This is a genomic window from Rhizobium sp. MHM7A, from assembly GCF_005862215.1.
Classification (GTDB): Bacteria; Pseudomonadota; Alphaproteobacteria; order Rhizobiales; family Rhizobiaceae; genus Rhizobium; species Rhizobium bangladeshense.
The window spans coordinates 110,830-125,793 of sequence record NZ_VCHT01000009.1; the positions used below are offsets into that span (position 1 = coordinate 110,830).

Annotated in this window: 13 protein-coding genes; 5 read left to right on the plus strand and 8 right to left on the minus strand. The window is 61.2% G+C overall.

Features of this window, described 5'->3' with window-relative positions:
• Window positions 1-14: 14 nt before the first annotated feature.
• The 4 genes from sufC to FFR93_RS25830 form a co-directional block, all read right to left on the minus strand.
• Window positions 15-770 carry a Fe-S cluster assembly ATPase SufC gene (sufC, locus tag FFR93_RS25815; protein ID WP_138395254.1) on the minus strand — a complete coding sequence of 252 codons (756 nt, stop codon included), beginning with the start codon at window positions 768-770 and terminating at the stop codon, window positions 15-17.
• A gap of 77 nt (window positions 771-847) precedes the next feature.
• Window positions 848-1,069, minus strand: a complete 222-nt coding sequence (locus FFR93_RS25820; protein ID WP_064691724.1) for a hypothetical protein — start codon at window positions 1,067-1,069, stop codon at window positions 848-850.
• Between the two features lies 1 nt (window position 1,070).
• Window positions 1,071-2,540, minus strand: coding sequence for a Fe-S cluster assembly protein SufB (gene sufB, locus FFR93_RS25825; RefSeq protein WP_138395255.1), 1,470 nt, complete (start codon window positions 2,538-2,540; stop codon window positions 1,071-1,073).
• A gap of 143 nt (window positions 2,541-2,683) precedes the next feature.
• Complete coding sequence (locus tag FFR93_RS25830) at window positions 2,684-3,850, minus strand: cysteine desulfurase family protein (protein ID WP_064705074.1); 1,167 nt, start codon at window positions 3,848-3,850, stop codon at window positions 2,684-2,686.
• 218 nt (window positions 3,851-4,068) lie between these two features.
• On the opposite strand from FFR93_RS25830, the gene FFR93_RS25835 reads away from it, so the two are divergent.
• Window positions 4,069-4,746, plus strand: coding sequence for an alpha/beta hydrolase (locus FFR93_RS25835; protein WP_064705075.1), 678 nt, complete (start codon window positions 4,069-4,071; stop codon window positions 4,744-4,746).
• 27 nt (window positions 4,747-4,773) lie between these two features.
• Here the strand turns inward: FFR93_RS25835 and FFR93_RS25840 are convergent, their stop codons facing one another.
• Both FFR93_RS25840 and FFR93_RS25845 read right to left on the minus strand, forming a co-directional pair.
• A complete protein-coding gene (locus FFR93_RS25840) occupies window positions 4,774-5,310 on the minus strand; it encodes a GNAT family N-acetyltransferase (protein ID WP_138395256.1) in 537 nt (178 codons plus the stop codon).
• Window positions 5,307-6,419, minus strand: a complete 1,113-nt coding sequence (locus tag FFR93_RS25845) for an anhydro-N-acetylmuramic acid kinase (protein ID WP_138395257.1) — start codon at window positions 6,417-6,419, stop codon at window positions 5,307-5,309. Before FFR93_RS25845 ends, FFR93_RS25840 begins: the two co-directional genes overlap by 4 nt.
• A gap of 130 nt (window positions 6,420-6,549) precedes the next feature.
• Between FFR93_RS25845 and tyrS the strand changes: the two genes are divergently transcribed.
• The gene (gene tyrS, locus FFR93_RS25850; protein WP_138395258.1) at window positions 6,550-7,806 is read left to right on the plus strand and encodes a tyrosine--tRNA ligase; all 1,257 of its coding nucleotides are present in this window, start codon (window positions 6,550-6,552) and stop codon (window positions 7,804-7,806) included.
• A 63-nt stretch (window positions 7,807-7,869) separates the two neighbouring features.
• Here tyrS and FFR93_RS25855 read toward each other — a convergent pair whose 3' ends face one another.
• A complete protein-coding gene (locus tag FFR93_RS25855) occupies window positions 7,870-8,166 on the minus strand; it encodes a hypothetical protein (protein ID WP_138395259.1) in 297 nt (98 codons plus the stop codon).
• Window positions 8,167-8,349: 183 nt separating this feature from the next.
• On the opposite strand from FFR93_RS25855, the gene FFR93_RS25860 reads away from it, so the two are divergent.
• Entirely contained in the window at window positions 8,350-10,011 is a 1,662-nt protein-coding gene (locus tag FFR93_RS25860) for an alpha-amylase family protein (RefSeq protein ID WP_138395260.1), read from the plus strand.
• Between the two features lie 13 nt (window positions 10,012-10,024).
• On the opposite strand, the gene FFR93_RS25865 is transcribed toward FFR93_RS25860, so the two are convergent.
• Window positions 10,025-13,423, minus strand: coding sequence for an AsmA-like C-terminal domain-containing protein (locus tag FFR93_RS25865; RefSeq protein WP_138395261.1), 3,399 nt, complete (start codon window positions 13,421-13,423; stop codon window positions 10,025-10,027).
• 125 nt (window positions 13,424-13,548) lie between these two features.
• Between FFR93_RS25865 and FFR93_RS25870 the strand changes: the two genes are divergently transcribed.
• Both FFR93_RS25870 and FFR93_RS25875 read left to right on the plus strand, forming a co-directional pair.
• On the plus strand, window positions 13,549-14,022 hold the full coding sequence (locus FFR93_RS25870; RefSeq protein WP_064705081.1) for a peroxiredoxin: 474 nt from the start codon (window positions 13,549-13,551) through the stop codon (window positions 14,020-14,022).
• Window positions 14,019-14,846, plus strand: a complete 828-nt coding sequence (locus tag FFR93_RS25875; protein ID WP_138395262.1) for a ferritin-like domain-containing protein — start codon at window positions 14,019-14,021, stop codon at window positions 14,844-14,846. Before FFR93_RS25870 ends, FFR93_RS25875 begins: the two co-directional genes overlap by 4 nt.
• The last annotated feature ends 118 nt before the right edge of the window (window positions 14,847-14,964 follow it).

Below are 14,964 nucleotides of genomic sequence, written 5' to 3' on the forward strand. Positions count from 1 at the left end.
CTTTCCACCCGAACTCAGGCCGCCGCGCCGATGATGTCGGCGTAACCATTGGCTTCCAGCTCATGCGCCAAGGTCTTGTCGCCGGACTTGACCACCTGGCCCTTGTAAAGGACGTGGACAGTGTCAGGCACGATATAGTCGAGCAGGCGCTGGTAATGGGTGATGACCACGACGGCGCGATCCGGCGAACGCAGCGCGTTGACGCCGTCGGCAACGATTTTCAGCGCGTCGATATCGAGACCGGAATCGGTTTCGTCGAGCACGCAGAGCTTCGGCTCGAGCAGCGCCATCTGCAGGATCTCTGCGCGCTTCTTCTCGCCGCCGGAGAAGCCGACGTTGAGCGGCCGCTTCAGCATTTCTGTATTGATCTGCAGCTTGGCCGCAGCTTCCTTGACGCGGCGCATGAAATCCGGCGTCGTCAGCTCGTCCTCGCCACGCGCCTTGCGCTGCTCGTTCATCGCCACCTTCAGGAACTGCATGGTGGCGACACCCGGAATTTCGACCGGATATTGGAAAGCGAGGAAGATGCCCTTGGCGGCGCGTTCGGACGGATCGAGCTCGAGAATGCTCTCGCCGTTATAAAGGATGTCGCCCTCCGTCACCTCATAGTCTTCGCGGCCGGACAGCACGTAGGAGAGTGTCGACTTGCCGGAGCCGTTCGGCCCCATGATCGCCGCCACTTCGCCGGCCTTCACCGTCAGGTTCAAGCCACGGATGATCTCGGTGCCGTCTTCGGCGATGCGAGCATGAAGGTTCTTGATTTCAAGCATCTTTGGTTCCTGAGTTTTCTCTGCACAGCTCGCTAAGAGCCTCGCGTAATTTCTAAGAATGCCGGCGCGTTAGGCCACTACCGCCAAAACCGGATCAAACCGAAAAGAATTTGGATGAAGTCAGGCAAACCTCCGACGATCTTTCCTGCCTTTTCCATGCGCTGCTGGAGAAACACGTAAGGCTGCTCCGGCGGCTTTTCTGTTTCGTATCGTTGCTCGCGGGGGCGAATTTTCGCCAGTAGCTCGCCGCGCATATTCTCCAGACGTTCAAGAATGCGCTTCTTGTCCGTCTCGTTCATGTCAGCCGACCGAACCTTCCAGCGAAATGCTGATCAGCTTCTGCGCCTCGACCGCGAATTCCATCGGCAGCTCCTGCAGGACCTCCTTGACGAAGCCATTGACGATCAGCGCGATCGCCGCTTCAGTGGGGATGCCGCGCTGCAGGCAGTAAAACAGCTGGTCCTCGGAGATCTTCGAGGTGGTTGCTTCGTGCTCGAACTGCGCCGTCGAGTTCTTCGCCTCGATATAGGGCACGGTATGGGCGCCGCACTTGTCGCCGATCAGCAGCGAGTCGCACTGGGTAAAGTTGCGCGCATTCGACGCCTTGCGGTGAGCTGAAACCTGGCCGCGATAGGTGTTGTTGGAAACGCCGGCGGCGATACCCTTGGAGACGATGCGGCTCGACGTGTTCTTGCCGAGATGAATCATCTTGGTGCCGCTGTCGATCTGCTGATGGCCGTTGGAGACGGCGATCGAGTAGAACTCACCGCGGCTGTCGTCGCCGCGCAGGATGCAGGACGGGTACTTCCAGGTGATCGCCGAGCCGGTTTCGACCTGCGTCCAGGAAATCTTCGAGCGGTTGCCGCGGCAATCGCCGCGCTTGGTGACGAAGTTGTAGATGCCGCCCTTGCCTTCCTTGTCGCCCGGATACCAGTTCTGGACGGTGGAATACTTGATCTCGGCATCGTCGAGCGCAACCAGTTCGACCACGGCCGCATGCAGCTGGTTTTCGTCGCGCTGCGGCGCCGTGCAGCCCTCGAGATAGGAGACGTAGGCGCCCTCTTCCGCGATGATCAGCGTACGCTCGAACTGGCCGGTGCCCTTCTCGTTGATGCGGAAATAGGTGGAAAGCTCCATCGGGCAGCGAACGCCCTTCGGCACGAAGACGAAGGAGCCGTCGGTGAAGACAGCCGAATTCAGCGTCGCGTAATAATTATCCGAGGTCGGCACGACCGAGCCGAGATATTTGCGGACGAGATCGGGATGCTCGCGGATAGCTTCCGAGATCGACATGAAGATCACGCCGGCCTTTTTCAGTTCCGCCTTGAAGGTGGTGACGACCGAGACGCTGTCGAAAACGGCGTCGACGGCGATCTTCGGCTTCTCGACGCCTGCCAGGATCTCCTGCTCGCGCAGCGGAATGCCAAGCTTCTCATAGACCTTCAAGAGCTCCGGATCGACCTCGTCGAGCGACTTCGGGCCTGGCGCGCTCTTCGGCGCGGCGTAATAATGGATGTCTTTGAAATCGATCTTCGGATAGTTGACGCGCGCCCAGGTCGGCTCTTCCAGCGTCAGCCAGCGGCGATAAGCCTCAAGACGCCATTCCAGCATCCACTCCGGCTCCTGCTTCTTGGCCGAAATGAAGCGGATGATATCCTCGGACAGGCCCTTCGGTGCCTTGTCCATCTCGATGACAGTCTCGAAACCGTATTTGTACTGGTCCACATCGATCAGGCGCACCTGGTCGATCGTTTCCTGCACGGCAGCCATTTCGTTCTCCAATCTCGCCGGATACAAGGTCCGGCAGCTTGTAGCGTACGGGCAAATTCTTTGCCCTGATGTAGGAGGCCAAAAGGAACTTTTCAGCCCGATTGGCAAGCGGAAATTTGCATTTCCGCAAGTTTATGATGCGGTCAAGCCGCCTCGCCCGCCGACCTGCGCCGGCAGGCGATCTTCGCAAAAGCGGCAATCGCCCGGTCGATATCCTCTTCCGTCGTCGAAAAGCCCAGCGATATGCGCAGCGCTCCGAGTTTGGGGTCGCGTCCCATCGCCGTCAGCACATGGCTTTCGCCGAGCCGACCGGACGAACAAGCCGACCCTGCCGAAAGCGCCACGCCTTCAAGATCGAAGGCGATCTGTCCGGTCTCTGCTTTCAGCCCCGGCAGAGTAAAGAAGATCGTATTGGCGACACGCTGGCCGCCCTCACCGTGGATGATTACGTCGGCCGCCGCCTGACGCATGCCGGCCTCCAGTCGCTCGCGCAACGCGCCGATCGCTCCATTGCGCGTCTCGAACTCGCCCGCCGCGACCTCGGCCGCAGCACCGAAACCAATCAGCGCCAGTGAATTCTGCGTCCCCGACCGGTGACCTCGCTCCTGTCCGCCACCCTGGATCAGCGGTCGCGGCATCAGTGCCTCGCCCCGCGCGATCAGCGCGCCAGCTCCCTTCGGTCCGCCGATCTTATGCGAAGAGACGATCATGAAATCGGCGCCGATGTGCTCGATGTCAAGGGGAATGCGGCCAGCCGCCTGCACCGCATCGACTACTATGAGCCCTCCATGGGCATGCACGATTTTTGCCGCCGCCTCGACCGGCTGGACAATACCCGTCTCGTTGTTGACGAGCATGATGGCGACCATCGGCAGGCCGGCGGTCTTGTCATGGGTGCCGAGCAGCAGGCCAAGCGCGTCGAGGTCGACGATTCCGGCCTCCGTCACCGGAATCTCCGTCATTTTGTCTCTGGAGAAGCGCCCGCCCTCGCGCACCGCCGGGTGTTCGATTGCCGAAAAATAAAGATGGCCGAGCCGAAGCGGCGTGCGGCCCATACGAAAGTCCGGCGTCAGCACCAGATTGGCGGCTTCCGTCGCACCACTGGTGAAGATCACATTGCCCGGATCGGCACCGGCAAGGGCGGCCACCTTGCGCCGTGCCCCCTCGATGGCGGCGCGGGCGGCGCGCCCCTCTCCATGCACGCTGTTCGGATTGCCGAATATGTCGATGGCGCGCATGATCGCATCGCGTGCTGCGGGGTGCAGCGGCGCTGTGGCGTTCCAGTCGAGATAAAGGCGTGGCGGCGCCATGATCCTCAGTCCTGCGCTTGACGAGCTTGCTTCAGCGGCCGCGGTGCATTTTTCTTGAAATTTCCGCCGGGCTTGCCTTATGACACGTTCCACGAAGCTGTGGATCGCCATGCAAGTTTCGAATTGTTCTAAACTGCGTTTTAGAAAAGCTGACAACCAGAGTCAAGTCATGTTGTTGTCCAACGCAGCGCGAACGCGAAATAAAACCCGGAGTACCAATGCCCGAAGTAATTTTCAACGGCCCAGCCGGCCGACTTGAAGGCCGCTACCAGCCCTCCAAGGAAAAAAGCGCGCCCATCGCGCTGATCCTGCATCCGCATCCGCAGTTCGGCGGCACGATGAACAACCAGATCGTCTACCAGCTCTTCTACATGTTCCAGAAGCGAGGGTTCACGACGCTGCGCTTCAACTTCCGGGGCATCGGTCGCAGCCAGGGCGAATTCGATCATGGCGCCGGTGAACTGTCCGACGCCGCTTCCGCGCTCGACTGGGTGCAGAGCCTGCATCCCGACTCCAAGACGTGCTGGGTTGCGGGCTATTCCTTCGGCGCCTGGATCGGCATGCAGCTTCTGATGCGCCGGCCGGAGATCGAGGGCTTCATGTCGATTGCCCCGCAGCCGAATACTTATGACTTTTCCTTCCTGGCGCCCTGCCCCTCTTCCGGCCTGATCATCAACGGCGAGGCCGACAAGGTGGCGCCGGAAAAGGATGTCAACGGACTTGTGGAGAAACTGAAGACCCAGAAAGGTATCCTCATCACTCATCGCACAGTCGCCAACGCCAACCACTTCTTCAATGGTCAGGTGGAGACGCTGATGAGCGAATGCGAGGATTATCTCGACCGCCGCCTCAATGGCGAGCTGGTGCCGGAGCCTGCAGCCAAGCGGATCCGCTGACCTCACAGCGCCGACATCTGCCCATCGTCACGACGGGCCGGGTCTTTTCGACCGCTTTTCGGCAGTCAGCTCGAAAGCCGTGTTGGGCACTTCATCGACCAAGATCGGCGCGCGTTCGCGCATGCCGATCTTACTGAGCACGCGTTGCGAGGCGATGTTTCCGGGATGGGTGAAGGCGATGAAGCCCGACGCGAACTCCCTTGCGAAGAACCAGCCGGCCAACGCGCTCGCCGCCTCCGTCGCCAGGCCCTTGCCCCACGCCTCCTCGCGCAGGGAATAGCCGAGTTCGAATTCTTCGCTCCCGAATCGCGAAATTCCGGCGCGACCGACGAAGCTGCCGTCCTCGGCGAGAAGCTTATATTTGGTCGTGCCGTCGCGCGCATGCTCCTCGATCCAACTGCGCAATCGTTCCTCAGCCTTGTCGAGACTCCATGGAGCGTTGCCGGCGAGATATTGCGTCGTCGCTACCGTTGAATGCAACTGCTGCAACAGGGCGGCGTCGCCTTCGTCCCACATGACAAAGCGCAGCCTCGGCGACCTCAATATGAGCTTTTCGCTTTTCATGGCGTGGCAAGCACGCCGCCGCTGACAGGAGCGGCAACCCCCGTCGTGCCGGGAAATGTCAGCGGGAGTCCTTCCAGCGAGCGTACGGCAAGATAGGCCCAGGCCTCAGCCTCCATCGCATCGCCGTCGAAACCCGCGGCCTCGGCGCTCAACACCCTCGATCCCTCGGCCATCGCCGACAGCTCGGCCATCAAGGTGCCGTTCAGCCGCCCGCCGCCGCAGACGACATAGGTCGAGGGACGTTCGGGCAGGAACCCGGCGGATTTGACGATCGATGCAGCGGCGACATGCGCAAGCGTCCGGGCGCCGTCTTCGAGGCTTGCCTCATCGGGCCGAAGCGGTGCGAAATCGCCGCGATCGAGCGAACGGCGGACATTGCCGCGGAAGAACGGACTGTCCAGATACCGCTCCGCCAGGGCGTGGACGACCATGCCGCGCCCGCCGATCTCACCGCCGGGATCATAGGTTCTGCCGGTCTGCATCTCCACCCATTGGTCGATCAGCGTATTGCCCGGGCCGCTGTCGAAGGCCGCAATCCGGCCGTCGGCGCCGATATAGGTGAGGTTGGAGATGCCGCCGATATTGACGAAGCATACCGCCTCTCCCGCCTGCTGGAATTTTGCCGCCAGTGCTGCGTGATAGGCCGGCACCAGCGGCGCACCCTGCCCCCCATTCACCATGTCGTTGGCACGCATGTCGTAAACCACCGACAGGCCGGTCCGGCGCGCCAGTTCCCGGCCGTCGCCGATCTGGATCGTCAGTCCCTCGTCGGGCCGGTGAAGCACGGTCTGGCCATGGAAACCGAGAACATCGACGGCACTGGCAGCGAGCCCGAAACTCTCGAGAAATGCCATAACGGCAGTTGCATGCCGTAAGGTCAGTTCGAGCTCGATCTCGCGAAGTTCCGCCGGCCGTTCGTTCCGGTCGCGGAGCGGCCGCGCCAGTTCCAGCGCCCGTTTGAGACGCCCACGAAACTCTGCATCATACGGCACGCCCAAGAACGGCCCGCGCTCGATGAAGCCGCGGCCGTCGGTCCTGATCAGCGCGACATCGATTCCGTCCATCGACGTGCCGCTCATCAGTCCGATCGCGGTTCTGACGACATCCATGAGGCTTGCCTCCCATGCGATTCCCGGATGCACTTTCGTAAAAACAGTGCTAAACGCGCCGCGACAGATCAACAACAACGAAGTTGCGCAAGCCTCGAGGGCGGAGCGCAGACACCAAGAGACGAAAGCCATGTCCGAGTTCAAGTCCGATTTCCTCCGCACGCTGAAAGAGCGAGGCTTCATTCATCAGGTTTCCGATGAAAGCGGCCTCGACGACCTGTTCGCGAAGGAGGTCGTGACGGCCTATGTCGGCTACGACGCAACGGCGACGAGCCTGCATATCGGCAATTTGATCTCCGCTACGATGCTCTACTGGCTGCAGGAGACCGGCCACCGGCCAATCGCGCTGATGGGCGGCGGCACCTCTATGGTCGGCGACCCCTCCTTCCGTGACGAGCAGCGCAAGCTTCTGACGCCGGAGGCGATCTCCACCAATATCGAGGGCATCAAAAAGATCTTCTCGCGCATTCTGCGCTTCGGAGATGGTCCGACCGATGCCTTCATGGTCAATAATGCCGACTGGCTGATGAAGCTCAACTATGTCGAATTCCTGCGCGATGTCGGCCGGCATTTCTCGGTCAACCGCATGCTCTCCTTCGACAGCGTCAAGCTGCGCCTCGATCGCGAGCAGTCGCTCTCCTTCCTCGAATTCAACTACATGATCATGCAGGGCTACGATTTCGTCGAGCTCAGCCGCCGCTACGGCTGCCGCTTGCAGATGGGCGGTTCTGACCAGTGGGGCAATATCATCAACGGCGTCGATCTCGGTCACCGCATGGGGACGCCGCAGCTTTACGCACTGACGACGCCGCTTCTGACCACGAGCTCGGGCGCCAAGATGGGCAAGACCGCCTCCGGCGCCGTCTGGTTGAACGAGGACGTCTTCAGCCCCTATGATTTCTGGCAGTACTGGCGCAACACCGAGGATGCCGATGTTGGCCGCTTCCTTAAGATCTTTACCCGCCTGCCGCTCGCCGAGATCGCCCAACTCGAGGCCCTCGGCGGCGCCGAAATCAACGAGGCGAAGAAGATTCTCGCCACGGAAGCGACCGCGATCGTCCACGGTCGCGAGGCGGCCGAAGCATCCGCCGAAACGGCCCGCACCACCTTCGAGGAAGGCCGCGTCGCCGAAAACCTGCCTTCGGTTGAAATCCCGGCCACCGAACTCGACGGCGGCATCGGCCTGCTCTCGCTGATGGTGCGCGCCGGTCTTGCCGGCTCCAATGGCGAGGCCCGTCGCCACGTCCAGGGCGGCGCAGTGCGCATCAATGACGAGGCCGTCAGCGACGAACGCCGCCTGATCGGCAGCGGCGAAATCACCGCAGACGGCGTCATCAAGCTCTCGCTCGGCAAGAAGAAGCACATCCTGATCCGCCGCGCGGCCTAGGTGGCTCCAACTGAACGGATCTTGAAGCCGGCGCCTCGCGCCGGCTTTTCGTTTGGCGCGGCATCAGTCGGCCTGCCGTCGGTATTCCGCTTCGTCTTGTTTCGTCTCTCGAAGCAACGGTCCGGGCGGATTGACCTCCGAAGCGGGTCGTACGCGCGACCACCAGCCGATCGAGAAGACCGGCGGCGTCATCTTTGCGTCGAGGGGAACCAAAAGGACATGCTCAGAGGGGATGCTCTTCACCGGCTTCAGCCGTCCGCCCTTTTCTGCAGAATGCGAAGCCTCGCCAACTATCACGGCCATCATGGTCGCCGATAGGAATGAGACCGTCCGGGCGCACTGCATGGCATCCTCCGACATTGCACAGACCGCTGTTGCAGCTGGCAGCCACATTACATCAGAGTTATCTAAAATAAGCAAAACATCAATGATCGAGCTGTCGCAATCGGTCGCAATTATCCGACCGGCCGCGCAACGATATCGCCTTCCCGGAACCTTTTCCGCTCGACGGGATTTGCGACCAAATGCATTTGGAGCGCCGGCATGATCAACGACCTCTGGTATAAGAACGCCGTCATCTACTGTCTGTCCGTCGAGACCTTCATGGATGCGAACGGCGACGGTGTGGGAGATTTCCAGGGCCTGATGCGACGTCTGGATTATCTCTCCGGACTCGGCGTGACGGCGATCTGGCTCATGCCGTTCCAGGCTTCGCCCGGTCGCGACGACGGTTACGACGTCTCCGACTACTACAACGTCGACCACCGCTATGGCTCGCTCGGTGATTTCGTCGAATTCACCCACGGCGCCAAACAGCGGGGCATCCGGGTCTTGATCGATCTGGTGATCAATCACACGTCGAAGGATCATCCCTGGTTCGAAGACGCCAGGAGCGATCCGAATTCACGCTATCGCGACTGGTACGTCTGGTCGGACAAAAAGCCTGCAAACGCAGATCAAGGCATGGTTTTTCCGGGCGTCCAGAAAACGACCTGGACCTATGACGAAAAGGCCAAGGCCTATTATTTCCACCGCTTCTACGATCACCAGCCCGATCTCAACACCTCAAATCCCGAGGTGCAGGCGGAGATCCTCAAGATCATGGGTTTCTGGATCCAGCTCGGCGTTTCGGGCTTCCGCATGGACGCTGCCCCCTTCATCATCGCGACCAAGGGCGCCGAGGTCACCAAGCCGGTCGAGCAGTTCGACATGTTGAGGAAGTTTCGCGAATTCCTGCAATGGCGTCTGGGAGACTCGATCGTGCTGGCGGAGGCAAATATCCTGCCGAAGGACAATTTCGAATATTTCGGCGACGATGGCGACCGCATGCAGATGATGTTCAATTTCCAGGTCAATCAGACGCTGTTTTATGCTCTCGCAACGGCCGATACGCGACCTTTGAAAAAGGCGATGGAGGCCACCAAGCCGCGCCCGGCGACTGCGCAATGGGGGTTGTTTCTTCGCAACCACGATGAACTGGATCTCGGTCGTCTGACGGATAAGCAGCGCAACGCAGTGTTTGCCGCATTTGGACCCGAGAAGGGCATGCAACTCTACGATCGAGGCATTCGCCGTCGCCTGGCGCCGATGCTCGGCGGCGACCGTCGCAGGATCGAAATGGCCTACAGCCTGCTGTTTTCTCTGCCCGGAACGCCGGTCATCCGCTACGGCGACGAAATCGGTATGGGCGATGATTTGTGCCTGCCGGAGCGCAATTGCGCGCGCACGCCCATGCAGTGGTCGAGCGAACCGGAAGGCGGTTTCACCAAAAGCAAAAATCCCATTTCCCCTGTCATCAAGGACGGCCCCTACGGCTTCGAGCACATCAATGTCGCCGTACAGCGGCGCGACCCGAATTCGCTCCTGAACTGGACAGAGCGGATGATTCGAATGCGCAAGGAGGCCCCCGAGATCGGTTGGGGCGATTTCTCAACAATCGACACAGGTGACGATGGCGTGCTGGCGCTGCGTTATGACTGGCGCGGAAATTCGGTGCTGATCCTGCACAACCTGCATCCGCATCCGGCCGAAGTGACCTTCGATCCTGATGTTGGTGAACACGGGAGACTGCTGATCGATATTGCCGACAGCGCAAGTAGCGAAGCCGACGAGAAAGGACTCCACACAGTCATGCTCGATGCCTATGGCTACCGCTGGTATCGCGTCGGCGGCCTCGACTATCTCCTCAGGCGAAAGGAGATCTAGATCTCGCCCGGCCTCACTGGAATTCGAAGATCTGCCGGAAGACGCCCGGCGCGATGATCGACAGTGGGTTGATCTGCAAGTTCGGCTGGTCGAACTTGCCGGTAAGTTTGAAGGTGATGCCAATCAGGCCGCGGTCGCTGCCATTGCCGAGGATGACGCCGATCAGCGGCAGTTCGGCGAAGAGGCGGTTGAGGCCGTAGGCCGGCATAAAGGTGCCGGTCATATCCATATTGCCCCTGCGGTCGCGCACCACGCCCTGGAAGGTCGCTCCGATCTGGTCACCGCGCAGCACGCCGTTCTCGATACCGATCATGCCATTGCGCGAGACGATGCGGGCAAAGCCGCGCTGGAAGCGTTGCGATGAGGTGTCGATGTCGCGTTTGACAGCCTCGTTGAGACTGCGCTGCTCGTTGCCGACAGGTGTTGAGACGATCGAACGCAGGCGTTGCTCGTTGACGATCGAGAAGCGGCGCACATCGAGCGAGCCGTCCCACCCCCCCTGAGGTGAAAGCCGGATCGAGAGGTTGAGCAGGCCCCCTTGTATGTGCTGATAGAGATCGGCGAAACGCGATACCGCACCTGCATCGCCGCTGGTGATATTGATGACGCCACCGTCCTTCATCTGGCTGACAACGGCCTCGCCGCTACCGGTGACGCCAGAAAAATTCAGTACCTGCAGCTTGTCGCCGCGTAGTGACACCTGCGCCTGGAAATTGCCGACCTTCTCGTCGTTGAAGCCGACGACGTTTTTCAGCTTGGCGCGCACCGAGACGCCTACATTGTCGCCGTCTCCGTCCTCGCCGCTATCCGAGCCCGATTTCAATCGCGCGATGACCGGCCGCGCATCGGCGCTGTCGCCGGAAACGGAGACGTCGAAATTGCCCTTGCTGCGCTTTACCGACAAGGAAAAATCGTCGAGCGAGGAGAGCCTGACGCTGTCGAAATCCGCTGAGATAAGGCCGGTCTTGCCGACGTTGAGCGAACCGCTGGCGCCGAAGCCATCACCCTTCAGCCGGAAATTCCTGATCTCTGTATCCTCAGGGGGACCGGACATCTCGAATTCCGCGGAGGCGGCAATGCCGCTGCCCTTCGACCAGCCGATCCAGGGTAAGTCCAGCATTGATCTGGTGAGGTCGAGCTGAACGTCTTGCCGGTCGTCGTCGATCCGCGTCAAAACCATCTTCAGGTTACCTTTGACGATATCGGAAAGCCCGGGCATCACCTTGCTGCGCTGATCATCGGAGAGCGTCGCCGTGATCACGCGCTGCCGCTGGACGCCAGACGACGCCTCGACGGGCTCAGTCAGATCGATATCGGCGGGAATGCCGTCGATCTCGCCCTTGGCATCAAGCGCGATCTGCTTCGGATCGCCGTTCAGCATGCCGCTGACATTGCTGATCGTGCGGCCGGAAAAAGGCTTGGCAAGAGCGACGTCGGCGAGCTTCATGGCGGCCTTCCACTCGGCCGGCGGCGGGTTTTGCGACGAGAGCAGTCCGAAATGCGCCTTCACATTCGCGTCGATGTGCCCCTTGAAATCCTCGGGCGTAAAGCCGGCGCGCTGCAGCACCCGGATTGGCTTATAAGTGAGGAGCTCGCCTATGGCGTCCGCCGCGCCCGATACCGCAAGATCGATATCGGCCATCAGCGGTTTGTCGTAGGCGGAGGGTATGACGAATGTGCCCTGCCGGAGACCGACTGACCGGCCGGAGGGGAAATAGGAGGTGCCACTCTTGATCGAAACCGTCGCAACCGGACCGGTCAGGTCAAAATGCGCCGCCGTATCGCGAACCGGCGGAATGTCGCCGGCGACATTCATCCGCGCGCCGGCAATATCGAAGCCGACGCGGATCTGGTTGGCGTCAAGCTTCAACCCTCTGCCGCCGGCTGCCTCGTCAAGCCGGCCGAAGGGAATGAAGACGGATATGGCGGCGTCGGTGACGGTGCCGCCGAAGAGATTGCCGTGCACCCATGTGCGCACTTTGGGCGCCATCCAGAACGGCCAGAGCTGCTTGATCGCCGTCGTCTGCAACTCGCTGGATTGGCCGGCGAAGCTGATTTCCGGAGATTTGTCGCCGAGCTTGACGTGCAGCGCCCCGTAAAGCGCGCCGAGCGGACTGGAGACGGTCATGTTGGGGAACAGGAATTCCCGGCCGCCGACCATATAGCGTCCGGTCGCCTGGATATCGAAGGAGAGCGGCTGTTCGCCGGAGCCGCTTGGAGCGGCGGTGCCGCCGCTGACAAGCAGATCGATGCCGAATCCCTTGCCGGCATTGGGATCGAGTTTGTCGAGATCGATCAGCGCGCCGTTGAGGGGAAGCGTGGTCGCGCCGAAGCGGGCGTTCGACCGGGCGATCTCTAGCGTCTGCTTGGCGAAATCATAAACAAGGTTGATTTGCGCGCCCGACAACTCCTGCGGATCGCCGTCCGCATAGATCAGGCCGGGATCGACATCGACCGTTGCGGCAAGAGCCGGCTGCACCCCGTCGCGCTCCCTGGTGGCCGACACCGTCAGATCGGCGAAGGCGCTGAGCCCCTGCCGTATCACGCCCTGATCGTTGCGTTTCAGCGCAAACGGCGTGAGGTCCGCATGCTTGAGCGTTGCCGCCATCCTCGACACCTGGCCGTCTTCTTTCTCGACCAGCACGTCGAGCTCCGCCACCTCGCCGTTAAGCGCAACCTCGCCTTGCAATTGCAGCGAGGATGGCCCGGCATGGGCAAACACGAGATTGTCGACGACGAGCGACAGCGGGCCGTTCGCGCTGTCGGCGAGCTTGATGTCGATGCCGGAGATACGCACTGAATTGGTCGAGCCGCGCGTCACGATGCTGTCGAACATGTCGAGCTGCGCGAAGATCGTCTCCATCGCCTCCGGCATGGCGTCGATGCGCAGATCGTCAAACTTGATGGGGTTGCCCGAGGGTAGAAGCGCGGTATCGAGCGCGATATCCTCCGCTTCGATATCCGCTACGGCGATACGGCCGCGGAAAAGCTGCAGCGGATCGAGGCCCAGGCGCACCGACCCCGTCGTCGACAGGTGCTGGCCGCTCTTCTGGTCGATCATATTGACGTTGCGGGCTTCCAGCGCCAGCCGGAAGTCGGAGGTGAAACGGATGACGGTGGAGCCGACTTCGGCGCGGTAGCGCGGTCCGGCCACGCCGTTCAGCGCCGCCTGTGCCTGCTGAGACAGTGGCTTGTCGAACATGCCGCTTTCGATCGTGAAGACGATGGCGGCAAGGATAAGGAGAATCAGTCCGAGAAAAACTGACGTCAGCTTCGCCGTCCGGCGCATCGGCGAACGCGGCGGCGGGCAATGAACGATGATCGGATCCTCGGCCTGAGCGGACGGCAAGCGGTCCAGCGCAACGATATCCTTCTTGCGAAACGTGACCTTTTCGCCGCGGATGGCTGACATGCGCCCTCGGGCTCTCCCTTAAATCGAAGAATTGAACCCGGCCATGCTGGACGGGTTTCCGTCCACTATATAATTCGGGGACAGAGAGTGTCATCCACAAACCCGGCAAAAGAAAGGTTTTCCCAATGGCGGTTCCTGGCATCGGCGCCCTGGCCCCCGATTTCGACCTCCCGCGCGATGGCGGCGGCCGTGTCTCGCTTTCCGATTTTCACGGCAGGCCGCTGGTCCTGTTCTTCTACCCGAAGGACGACACGACAGGCTGCACCGCCGAATCGCTGGCCTTCACTGCTCTGGCGCCGGAGTTTGAAGCAGCGGGCGCTGCCGTGATTGGCATGTCGCCCGATTCGGCAGCCTGCCATGACAAGTTCATCAAGAAGCACCGTCTTTCGGTCGCGCTCGCCTCTGACGAAGAGAAGACGACGCTCCAGGCCTATGGCGTCTGGAAGGAAAAGAGCATGTACGGCCGCAATTTCATGGGCGTGGAGCGCACCACTTTCCTCATCCGCCAGGACGGCACGATCGCGACGATCTGGCGGAAGGTGAAGGTACAGGGCCATGCCGAGACCGTGCTCGAGGCAGTCAGGAATCTTGCCGCGTGAATGGCGATCTCTCGATAACCTCGCTGCGCGGCGGCGCCATCGACGCCATCCGCTCGGCCGATCTCGACCGCAAGACCGCCCTGGCGCAGGAAAGCGCCACCCGCTGGTTTGCCCGCCGGGTGTCGCTGCGGTCACCACTCGACGCCGCCTTGCCGGAGAGGCCCGGTCGTCCGGAGAAGCCAGTGCTGACACCGCCGACCCAGGTGGAGAAGCGCTCACTCCACACACTGAAGGGCCGGATCGCCCTGCTCCATGCCATCGCCCATATCGAGCTCAACGCCGTCGATCTCGCGCTCGATATCGTCGCGCGATTCGCAACCGAGCCAGTGCCCAATTCCTTCTTCGACGGCTGGATGCAGGTCGCCTTCGAGGAGGCGAAGCATTTCCGCATGGTGCGCGCCCGCCTCAACGATCTCGGCGCCGATTACGGCGATCTTCCCGCCCATGACGGGCTGTGGCAGGCGGCCCATTCGACGCGCAACGACCTGACGGCAAGGCTCGCCGTCGTGCCGCTCATTCTGGAAGCCCGCGGTCTCGACGTCACTCCCTCGCTGCAGGCGAAAATGCGCGAGACCGGCGATCGCGAAAGCGCTGCGGTGCTCGACGTCATCTACAATGACGAGAAAGGTCATGTCGCCATCGGCGCCAAATGGTTCCGCTTCCTCTGTGCGCGGGAGAAGCGCGATCCGGCAAAGGCCTTTCAGGAACTGGTGCGTGCCAATTTTCGCGGGCCGCTGAAGCCGCCCTTCAACGATCTCGCCCGCGCCGAGGCCGGTTTGACGCCGTCCTTCTACCGCTCGCTGGCGTCGATCAGCCATGCGTGAGATCATTCCGCAACGATGCTGTAGCACGTGGAATTGGTGCATAATTGCGACCAGCACAACGGCAAAGTAAGCGTTCATTAACCATAAACGTGTCTAATTTTCTGAAAGAGGCGTAGCG

Bases quoted from the DNA above. Each gene is read 5' to 3' on its own strand.
- FFR93_RS25870 (WP_064705081.1), top strand. From the start codon at position 13,549: ATGGCGGTTCCTGGCATCGGCGCCCTGGCCCCCGATTTCGACCTCCCG.
- tyrS (WP_138395258.1), top strand. From the start codon at position 6,550: ATGTCCGAGTTCAAGTCCGATTTCCTCCGCACGCTGAAAGAGCGAGGC.
- FFR93_RS25835 (WP_064705075.1), top strand. From the start codon at position 4,069: ATGCCCGAAGTAATTTTCAACGGCCCAGCCGGCCGACTTGAAGGCCGC.
- FFR93_RS25860 (WP_138395260.1), top strand. From the start codon at position 8,350: ATGATCAACGACCTCTGGTATAAGAACGCCGTCATCTACTGTCTGTCC.
- sufB (WP_138395255.1), bottom strand. From the start codon at position 2,540: ATGGCTGCCGTGCAGGAAACGATCGACCAGGTGCGCCTGATCGATGTG.
- FFR93_RS25820 (WP_064691724.1), bottom strand. From the start codon at position 1,069: ATGAACGAGACGGACAAGAAGCGCATTCTTGAACGTCTGGAGAATATG.
- FFR93_RS25840 (WP_138395256.1), bottom strand. From the start codon at position 5,310: ATGAAAAGCGAAAAGCTCATATTGAGGTCGCCGAGGCTGCGCTTTGTC.
- FFR93_RS25830 (WP_064705074.1), bottom strand. From the start codon at position 3,850: ATGGCGCCGCCACGCCTTTATCTCGACTGGAACGCCACAGCGCCGCTG.
- sufC (WP_138395254.1), bottom strand. From the start codon at position 770: ATGCTTGAAATCAAGAACCTTCATGCTCGCATCGCCGAAGACGGCACC.
- FFR93_RS25845 (WP_138395257.1), bottom strand. From the start codon at position 6,419: ATGGATGTCGTCAGAACCGCGATCGGACTGATGAGCGGCACGTCGATG.
- FFR93_RS25855 (WP_138395259.1), bottom strand. From the start codon at position 8,166: ATGTCGGAGGATGCCATGCAGTGCGCCCGGACGGTCTCATTCCTATCG.
- FFR93_RS25865 (WP_138395261.1), bottom strand. From the start codon at position 13,423: ATGTCAGCCATCCGCGGCGAAAAGGTCACGTTTCGCAAGAAGGATATC.